Origin of the sequence: Paracoccus sp. (in: a-proteobacteria), from assembly GCF_032007265.1 — a bacterium.
GTDB lineage: Bacteria > Pseudomonadota > Alphaproteobacteria > Rhodobacterales > Rhodobacteraceae > Paracoccus.
Map to the genome: position 1 here is coordinate 45,955 of NZ_DALZMB010000012.1, position 9,085 is coordinate 55,039.

The 9,085-nt window shown below is 60.8% G+C and carries 6 protein-coding genes; 5 read left to right on the forward strand and 1 reads right to left on the reverse strand.

Annotation, left to right across the window (positions count from 1 at the left end; translation table 11 throughout):
* From RTS12_RS04420 to RTS12_RS04430, 3 genes are all read left to right on the forward strand, one after another.
* Positions 1-3,180, forward strand: a complete 3,180-nt coding sequence (locus RTS12_RS04420) for an efflux RND transporter permease subunit (RefSeq protein WP_312525887.1) — start codon at positions 1-3, stop codon at positions 3,178-3,180.
* Positions 3,181-3,428: 248 nt separating this feature from the next.
* The gene (locus RTS12_RS04425) at positions 3,429-4,088 is read left to right on the forward strand and encodes a hypothetical protein (protein ID WP_312525889.1); all 660 of its coding nucleotides are present in this window, start codon (positions 3,429-3,431) and stop codon (positions 4,086-4,088) included.
* Between the two features lie 44 nt (positions 4,089-4,132).
* Positions 4,133-5,527 (forward strand): efflux transporter outer membrane subunit, encoded by a 1,395-nt coding sequence (locus tag RTS12_RS04430; protein ID WP_312525891.1) that lies wholly within the window; start codon positions 4,133-4,135, stop codon positions 5,525-5,527.
* Between the two features lie 526 nt (positions 5,528-6,053).
* Here the strand turns inward: RTS12_RS04430 and RTS12_RS04435 are convergent.
* Positions 6,054-7,007 carry a helix-turn-helix domain-containing protein gene (locus RTS12_RS04435; protein ID WP_312525893.1) on the reverse strand — a complete coding sequence of 318 codons (954 nt, stop codon included), beginning with the start codon at positions 7,005-7,007 and terminating at the stop codon, positions 6,054-6,056.
* A 159-nt stretch (positions 7,008-7,166) separates the two neighbouring features.
* On the opposite strand from RTS12_RS04435, the gene RTS12_RS04440 reads away from it, so the two are divergent.
* Together RTS12_RS04440 and RTS12_RS04445 are read left to right on the forward strand one after the other, a co-directional pair.
* Positions 7,167-7,715, forward strand: coding sequence for a cysteine hydrolase family protein (locus tag RTS12_RS04440; RefSeq protein WP_312525895.1), 549 nt, complete (start codon positions 7,167-7,169; stop codon positions 7,713-7,715).
* Between the two features lie 837 nt (positions 7,716-8,552).
* The gene (locus RTS12_RS04445) at positions 8,553-9,068 is read left to right on the forward strand and encodes a hypothetical protein (protein WP_312525896.1); all 516 of its coding nucleotides are present in this window, start codon (positions 8,553-8,555) and stop codon (positions 9,066-9,068) included.
* The last annotated feature ends 17 nt before the right edge of the window (positions 9,069-9,085 follow it).

The window sequence follows — 9,085 nt, forward strand, 5'->3', positions numbered from 1 at the left end:
ATGGCGCGCTTTTTCATCAACAGACCCATCTTTGCGTGGGTTATTGCCATTATCATCATGGGCTTGGGCGCGCTTTCGATCCTGCGCCTGCCCATCTCGCAATATCCCTCGATCGCCGGTCCTTCGGTGGTGATCGGCGCGACCTATCCCGGTGCCTCGGCGGAAACCGTGGCCGATACGGTCGTCCAGATCATCGAAAAAGAAATGACCGGACTTGACGGGTTGCGCTATATCAGCTCCTCCACGACCTCGACCGGGCGCGCCACCGTGACGCTGACCTTCGAGATCGGGACGGACCCTGATATTGCGCAGGTGCAGGTCCAGAACAAACTGGCGCAGGCCGAGGCGGGCCTTCCTTCGGTGGTTCAACGCCAGGGCGTCACCGTCGAGAAATCCGCGACCGGCTTTCTGATGGTGATCGCGCTCGTCTCTGAGGATGGCAGCAAACGCGATATCGACCTCGCCGATTATCTCAACTCCTATATGGTCGAGCCGATCTCGCGGCTTGAAGGCGTCGGTAAAGTCGAGGTCTTCGGGTCGGAATATGCCATGCGCATCTGGCTGGATCCGCAAAAGCTGAAATATTACGATCTCGCGCCCAGTGTTGTGACGCAGGCGATCAGCGCCCAAAACGCGCAGATTTCTGCAGGTAGCTTCGGCTCGATGCCTGCGCCCGAGGGTCAGCTTCTCAACGCGACGATCACCGCGCAATCGCTGCTCAAAACCCCCGAGGATTTCGAGCGCATCGTCTTGCGGACCGATACCGATGGCGGGATGGTGCTGCTTAAGGATGTGGCACGCGCCGAGCTGGGCACGGAAAACTACGAGATCGAGGCCTTCCTTAACGGCAAAGCCGCGTCAGGCATGGCAATCCAGCTCGCTTCGGGGGCCAATGCGCTGAATACGGCTGAGCTGGTGAAAGCCAAAGTGGCCGAGTTGGCCCAAGGCCTGCCCGCGGGCGTCAGCTATGAGATCCCCTATGATACGACGCCTTTCGTCGTCATCTCGATCGAGGCGGTGATCCATACGCTGATCGAGGCGATCGTGCTGGTGTTCCTTGTGATGCTGGTCTTCTTGCAGAACTTCCGCGCCACGCTGATCCCGACCATGGCGGTTCCGGTCGTGCTTTTGGGCACGATGGGGGTGATGGCCTCGCTTGGCTTCACCATCAATACGCTGACCATGCTCGCGATGGTGCTGGCGATCGGGCTTTTGGTCGATGACGCCATCGTCGTCGTCGAGAACGTCGAGCGCATCATGGCCGAGGAGCACATTGGCCCCAAAGAAGCCACCGAGAAATCAATGGATGAGATCTCGGGCGCATTGGTGGGCATCGGCATCGTCGTTTCGGCGGTTTTCGTGCCTATGGCTTTCTTTGGCGGCTCGACCGGCGAGATGTATAAGCAATTCGCCGTCACCATCGTTTCGGCCATGGGGCTTTCGGTGCTCATTGCACTGATCTTTACCCCGGCGCTTTGCGCAACCATGCTCAAGCCTCACAGCAAAGAGCCGCCAAAAACCGTGATCGGGCGTTTTGGTGCGGGCTTCAGCCGCGGCTTCGAGCGTCGCTTCTCTGGCCTGACCTCGGCCTATGCGGGCGGCGTGCGGAGCGTGACGGCCCGGCCGTTGCGGATGCTGATCATCTACGGGCTGATCCTTGTGGGGATGGTCGCGCTTTACCAGCGGACGCCGACCTCGTTTCTTCCCGACGAGGATCAGGGCTCGCTTATGACGATCGTGCAGCTTCCCTCGGGGGCAACCGCCTCGCAGACCGAAGCCGTGCTGAAAAAGGTCGAGGCCTATTACACCAGCGCCGAAGCCGACAACGTTGACGCGATCTTTGCCATCCGTGGCTTCTCATTCTCGGGCCAAGGCCAGAACATGGGCATGATGTTCGTCAAGCTGAAGGACTGGAAAGAACGCGCCGCACTTGAGGATTCCGCGCAAGCCATCGCGGCCCGCGCCTTCGGCCCCCTGATGGGTGGGATCAGCGAGGCGATCGTCGTGCCGATCGTTCCGCCCGCCGTGATGGAGCTTGGCAACTCGAACGGCTTTTCCGCCTATCTTCAGGCCAATGCCGGCCAGACCCATGAAGAACTGCTTGCCGCGCGCAACCAGCTTTTGGGCATGGCGGCACAGGATCCGCGCCTGACCGGCGTGCGTCCGAACGGCGTCGAAGATGCCTCGCAGTTCCGGCTCAATATCGACTGGGCCGAAGCAGGCGCGGTCGGTGTCACCGCCACCGATGTCGGGGCGTTCCTGACGACGATCTGGTCCAGCTCCTATGTCAACGACTTCTTGTACGAAGGCCGCGTGAAGCGGGTCTATGTGCAGGGCGAGCCGTGGGCACGGACCTCTCCCGAGGATATGTCACTCTGGCGCATCCCCAATGCCAATGGCGATTTCGTCGATCTTTCGACCATCGCGACGCAGGAATGGGTCTTTGGCCCACAGCAGGTCAGCCGCTACAACGCGCTGCCCTCGATGGGTGTCGAAGGATCGCCTGCCACCGGCTATTCTTCGGGTGATGCCATGGCCGCGATGGAGGAACTTGCCGCCCAGTTGCCGCCCGGCTTCTCGCTGCAATGGACAGGCATGTCGCTCGAGGAAAAAGAGGCGGGCGCGGGTGCTATGCTGCTTTACGCCTTGGCGCTTAGCACGGTTTTCCTATGCCTCGCTGCGCTTTACGAAAGCTGGTCGATCCCGATTGCGGTCCTTTTGGCGATGCCGGTCGGCATTCTGGGCGCGCTGTTGGGGGCACTGATCGGCGGACAGTCGAACGGCGTCTACTTTCAGGTCGGGCTGCTGACCGTGGTGGGCCTGACGGGCAAGAACGGCATTATGATTGTCGAATTCGCCCGTGAAAGGATGGCGACGCTTGGCGAAAGCGCGCTTGAGGCTGTGCGCAAATCGGCCGAGCTGCGGTTCAGGCCGATCCTGATGACCTCGCTGGCCTTCGGGTTGGGCGTCGTGCCGCTGGTGCTTGCCTCGGGTGCAGGTGCCGGGGCCCGGGTTGCAATCGGCTATGCCACGCTGATGGGGACAATCACGGGGACCGCTTTGGCGATCTTCTTCGTGCCGGTCTTCTTCATCCTTGTGACGCGGCTCTTTAGCCGGGGCGGATCGGACAAGCAGGCCGCTGCCGCACCGCAGGTCACAGCCCCTCCTGCCGGGCATTGATGCGCCCCCAAAACGCAACAATGCCTAAAGGGGCCATGTTTGCTCCGTGCTGCCGTCCCTGATCCGGTCGGCAGACAGCACCGGCGGCGGCTGGTTCACCCTTCCGCCGCCGGACCTTTCTTCACCCGGCCTCGGGCGCGCCCCCTAGATCGGGGCGTCCCGTTTGCCCCTTCGTCGCGCGCCCAAATGGGCCAATCACCGACTGCCCGCCCCGTCGTCAGGACGCGGGCCAACCAAGAAGGCTTTTCATGGGCCGAACACGCAAGCTCTCTCACGAGCAGATCAATCAGGCCATCATCACCCTGTGCAACCGCGAGGGCGCCGCAAACCTGACCATCGACGCGCTGGCCAAAGAAATCGGCACGACCAAATCCAGCGTCGTCTACCGCAGCGACAAGGCCGAGATCCTCGAGAATTTCATCCGCAGTGGCATTCGCCATCTTGGCCATCGCATCAAGGATTGCGAAAGCGCCCATGCAGGCGCGCCATATCCCTCCGTCCACGCGGCCTTGGATCTTGCGCGCCGCAGAAGCGATTTCGACCTGCTGGCGGCCAGCCTTGCCATCGCGGTCAGCCTCGGCCCGGCCGAAACCTGCCGCATCGAGGCCAATGCCGCAATCGGCAGGCATATCGACCGCCTTCGCAACGGATCAGGCGACCACGCCAAGGCCATGGCCGCGCTGATCGGTGTGATGGGGCTCTGCTTTGGCGAAACACTTGGGCTGCTGACCCTCGCCGAGGCTGAACGCGAAGCGTTTTTGGCGACACTTGCCGAGCTTGGCACGCCGTCGCCTCACGATGGGCAGCCCCCCTTCGCCACAAGCCCCTGCCAAGCAGCAAACGCGGCAAGGACACCGCCGCCCCCAACCCTCTCTGGCGCCGCAACCCGCGTCGCAACCACCGCATGAACCGGCCCCGACAGGTGCCGCAAACCCATCTCAGGACCAGACAGATGACACAAACGCCAAGCCTTTCTCGCCGCGCCCTTCTGGCCGGTTTTTCCTCGGTCAGCCTGCTTGCCGCCTGCGGAACCACCCTGCCCTATAGCGCGCCCAAGGCCGATGTTGCCGACCGTTTCGCCGGAAACTCTCCAGCGCGGCGCGCTGGTGCGAATACCTGGTGGGCGGCCTTCCGCGATAGCCAACTCGACCGGCTGGTCAATGACGGGCTCGCGCGTAACCTTGACGTCATGAGCGCGGTCGCCGCCATCCGCGAGGCCGAAGCCAATGCACGCCTAGCGGGCGCGACCGATCTGCCGCAGGTCACCGCATCGGCGGCGGGCCAACGCGGTGACAGTCAAGGCGCGGGCGCCATCTCCGAGACTTCATCGGGCACGCTTGGCGTGTCGTGGATGATCGATGTCTTTGGTGCCAATCGCGCGGCACGGCGCGGTGCCAGTGCTGATCTCGATGCAGCCTATCTGTCGGCAGATGTGGCGCGTCTGACAGTGGTCAGCGCCATCGCCTCGGCCTATGTCGATGCGCGCTATTACCAAAACATGCGCGAGCTGACCCGCCGTAGCTTGGAAAGCCGCAAGACCTCCTTGCGCCTAACCGAACAGCAAGACGTTCTGGGCGCCACAAGCCGCATCAACGTGTTGCAGGCCGAGCAATTGGTGACCCAGGCCGAAGCAGCCGTCCCGCCGCTTGAAACCGGATTTGACCAAGCCGTGAACCGGCTGGCCACACTTACCGACAGCACTAGCACCAAAATCGCAAGCGCCCTGAGAAAGTCTGGCGGCCAGCCCCGCGCGCGCTATAGCGCCAGCGTCGGTGTCCCTGCCGATGTGATCCGTGCGCGTCCCGATGTGCGCGTGGCCGAGCGCAAATTTGCTTCGGCCATGGCTGGGGTCGATCAGGCGCAAGCCGCCTTTTACCCCCAACTCACGCTGTCGGGGTCGGTTACCCCCCTTAATATCAGCGGAGGCGGCAGCATGAAGACCTGGGGCTTCGGACCGCAGCTTTCCGTCCCGCTGTTCACCGGCGGTGCCAACAGTGCAAGGCTGTCGGCCGCGCAGGCGAGGGCCGAACAGGCGCGGCTGGCATGGCGCGCATCGGTTCTGGGGGCAGTCGAAGAGGTCGAGAACGCCCTTGCCGGCTATAACCGTGATTCAAGGCTGGTCGCATCCCAAACCAAACTGGTCGCCAATGCCGAGGAATCGGTCGGTCTGACGCGAGAATCCTATGAATACGGCGAATCCGAGTTTTTCCCCGTATTGGACGCCGAACGCGTGCTGTTGTCCTCGCGCCAAGAGCTTGCGGGTGCGCTGCGCCAGCAAAGCCTGAACTTCATCAAGCTAAGCGCGGCCGCAGCAGGCGGGATCGGCCTGAAACCCGCAGGTAACTAAGCCTGATTGCGGTTCCCATTTCGCTTCAAGCGTAAAGATTGGGGGCAAAACGCCCCCTTTCTCGTCAAGCACCCCACCCATCATCGCGCTTTTGGGTGGGGGCAAGTGATAACTGTCGCGACACCGACACCCCTCCAAACCCCGCCCGGCATCGCGCACAGTCTGACCAAGGCACTGGCGGCAATTTGGTGCTTGGGGGACGGAAAGGGGCGAGCCAGAAACGTTCTGTCCGCATCAGGGAAAATCGACCACAACTGCACGATCTTGTCCGCGCGTTCGGCCCAGATGCCTGGCCTTCGCAACCGCGCCAAAACGACAAGATTTGGCCCAGAAACTGCCCCAGACAATCAAACAACCACGATGTCGCCCCTGAACCGTGTCCCGCGACAGGTGTATTCACCCTAGGATTTGATCTGGCTTAGGACAGCGCAACAATCGGAATGCGTCAGCGAAGACTGCAGCCTTCTCATGGGCGCTCAAGCAAAGGGGGCAGATAGGCACGTTTCCCGCCCCCCCCGCTTACCGGCTAACCCGCCCGAATTCCCCCGTCGCAGTCTTTTAGGGCAATGCCAAAACGTTGACGGTACTCAGCAGGGGTAAGCCCGACAAACCGGGCAAAGATTTTGCGGAAAGCCCCCGTATCGCCATAGCCCGTCTCCCAAGCGATCTGCTCGACCGTGTCCGAGCCGAACTGAAGCAGCTCGCACGCCCTGCTAACGCGCAGCCTTTGCCCATATTCCGATGTGGTCATGCCAGTTGCCTTGCGAAAGCGGCGCAGGAAGGTACGTCGTTCAAGTCCCGCTTTTGTCGCCAGGGTTTCCAGTGAAACGTCCTGGCCGTTTGTCTTTTGCAACCAGCGCTGGACGTTAAGGATGGCCACATCATCATGGCTCATGCAGGGCGAGAACAAGCTGTAATACCGCTGTTCGCGGCCTGGCGGGTCGACCAGCAGGAATCTGGCGGTCTGGGTCATGACCTCTGCGCCGCGCAGGCGTTCCACCAGCCTCAGGCACAGATCGGTCCAGGACATCAGACCACCCGAGGTCAGGATCTGGCCACCGTCCACCAACAGGCGATCTGCATCGACCATTACATGTGGAAAGCGCCCACGAAACTGGTCTGCCAGCATCCAGTGCGTCGTCGCAAGCCGGCCATCCAGCAATCCGGTTTCGGCCAATAGAAACGCGCCAGCACAGACCGAAGCAAGAATTCCCCCCCTGTCATGAATGGCCCGCAGCCAGTCGATATAGGGCGCAGCGATTGCGGGCATTGTCGGCTCGCCAAGACTGGGCGACAGGATCAGGACGGCGGGTTCAGGGCGCGGGGCGTGGCCTGTCGCAAAGACCCTTTGCGGCAGGCCGCCCTTCGCATCGATGCGCCAGTGGCTGACAGTTATATGGTTCAGACCCGAAGCTTCGCCCGGCGCGGCAAACCGGTTGGACACAAGGAACAGATCCGTCATCGCAAGAACCGCGGACATCTGCGCTCCGGGATAGATCAACAGACCTACTTCGGTGTCGAGCTCTGCCGTCTTTGTCACTATTGCCCTCAAAAATGTCGATATTGCCAATTGGAATAGTGCCGCACTTTCTTATTGTCGAGGCATCGCAACCTGAACGGCCACAAGAAAGGTCTATCCATGAGCAAACGCGCCATCGTCGTCGTTGATCTTCAGAATGATTACTTTCCCGGCGGAAAATACGAACTCGTCGGCATTGAGCAGGCAGCCGCCAACGCCGCCCGGGTGATTGAGGCCGCCCGTGCAAAAGGCGACCGCGTCATCCACATCCAGCACATTTTCCCCAGCCACGACGCACCATTCTTCACGCCCGACTCGCAGGGAAGCAAGATCAACACGTTGGTCGCCCCCGGCAAGGGCGAGACGGTGATCGTGAAGAATTTCCCGAACTCTTTCCTGAAGACCGACCTAAAGGAAACCCTCGACGCAGCCGGGATCGATGATGTCGTGGTTGTCGGCGCGATGAGCCATATGTGCATCGATGCGACGACCCGCGCTGCCAGCGATTTCGGCTATAAGGTGACTGTGGTTCAGGACGCTTGCGCGACCCGCGATCTAGAGCACGAAGGCGTCATCGTTCCAGCGGCCTCGGTCCAAGCCGCCATGATGTCCGCGCTCGGCTTTGCCTATGCGGCAATCACAGATACCAAGGCTTACGTCGCGCAGTAATAAGGCCTTCTGGCCCGGTGGATTGCCGCATACTTGAGTTATTGCCAGCACGAGTTTCGGTATTTCCATAAACGAAAAGCGATCCGCCGGGGCACGCATGCCACCCCCGGCGGATGGCGTATTCTTTGGCGGCAGTATCACCTGAATTGTCGACAAAAGAGCCTGGGCTCGGCGATCAGCGGCACTCGGGTCAGCAACGCGCCCGTCCCGTTTTCATCCTCGCTTTTGCCAAGGTCGGATAAGGTTTGGCGCCGCACATTGCGGTCTCAGAGAGCCCAGAGTTGATACGTCTTACGTGTCAGCGGGCCTTCAACAGCAATTGGCTCGCCAACCCCATTTATCACCACCCCATCGCTCGCCAAAGCCGCTGTCCCGCCTGTTTGGCAAGACTATTCCTGTGCGAAGTGGCGCGGGCAGGACGAGGCTGCCCAACCGTCCAGCACTGGTGGCGGCCGATCAGTTTAGTGTGACGGCCCCGATGGCGGCGGGTCAGGTCAAGCCGGTGGAAAGACGCAGATAGTCCTGCCTTTTCAGCCAGACATCCCGAATGAAATAAAGCGCCATTGGGCGCTTTTTTCATTTCCGGCCAATGAGTTGTCTTCCTAAAATTCTTTGATCTGAAACTGCCTCTGCAATGGCGGCTATGGGCGGTGAACCGACATGCGGCGGCGCGGCGATGCTTGCGCAGCAATTGGCAATAACAGCCTCCCGTGCGCGTCGCAGCGAAACCTTAGCAACCATCCGACGCCACAGCGGACCTTTCGCCCTTAGCGCGCATGGTAGACTAAATTATACATGCGGTTGGGATGAGATTTCGAACATGGTGGTCAGCCTTTTATGCGTACTGGTCTTACTAAAATCGGCCGCTGGATCTCTGCCAAGCTCATCAAGATAGCGGAAGCGCTGCGCTTACGAACCGCTTCATCCTTGGCGCCAGCGAAATTCGTTGATCTCGCCCCTACCGATGAGGCCGACCAAGGAGGGGTATATTCGGCTGCATTGAAGTTCGCGACCGACAGCCCGAACGTGTCTAACATCGCGCTCACCGGACCTTATGGCTCTGGCAAGAGCAGCATCATCCGATCCTTCCTCAAGTCCTACCCCCGCCAAGCCCTGCATATCTCTCTTGCGGCCTTCTTACCAGAAGCAGGTGATGAGCGACGTGAGGGGCACAAACAAGAGATTGAGCGGAGTATCCTCCAGCAACTGCTCTATGGCGCAGATGCTGACAAACTGCCCCTCTCGCGCTTCAAGCGTATCCAAACACCAGGATTCTGGTCAAAATTCCAATCACTCTACATTCTCACCGGACTGCTGGGTAATCCTCCCCGTTTTAACGGGGTTTGGCCGTAGAGTTCACGCAGCCATTT

What these genes read in the sequence shown, in the direction of transcription:
- RTS12_RS04440 (WP_312525895.1), top strand. Translation starts at nt 7,167, where the DNA reads ATGAGCAAACGCGCCATCGTCGTCGTTGATCTTCAGAATGATTACTTT.
- RTS12_RS04420 (WP_312525887.1), top strand. Translation starts at nt 1, where the DNA reads ATGGCGCGCTTTTTCATCAACAGACCCATCTTTGCGTGGGTTATTGCC.
- RTS12_RS04445 (WP_312525896.1), top strand. Translation starts at nt 8,553, where the DNA reads ATGCGTACTGGTCTTACTAAAATCGGCCGCTGGATCTCTGCCAAGCTC.
- RTS12_RS04430 (WP_312525891.1), top strand. Translation starts at nt 4,133, where the DNA reads ATGACACAAACGCCAAGCCTTTCTCGCCGCGCCCTTCTGGCCGGTTTT.
- RTS12_RS04425 (WP_312525889.1), top strand. Translation starts at nt 3,429, where the DNA reads ATGGGCCGAACACGCAAGCTCTCTCACGAGCAGATCAATCAGGCCATC.
- RTS12_RS04435 (WP_312525893.1), bottom strand. Translation starts at nt 7,007, where the DNA reads ATGTCCGCGGTTCTTGCGATGACGGATCTGTTCCTTGTGTCCAACCGG.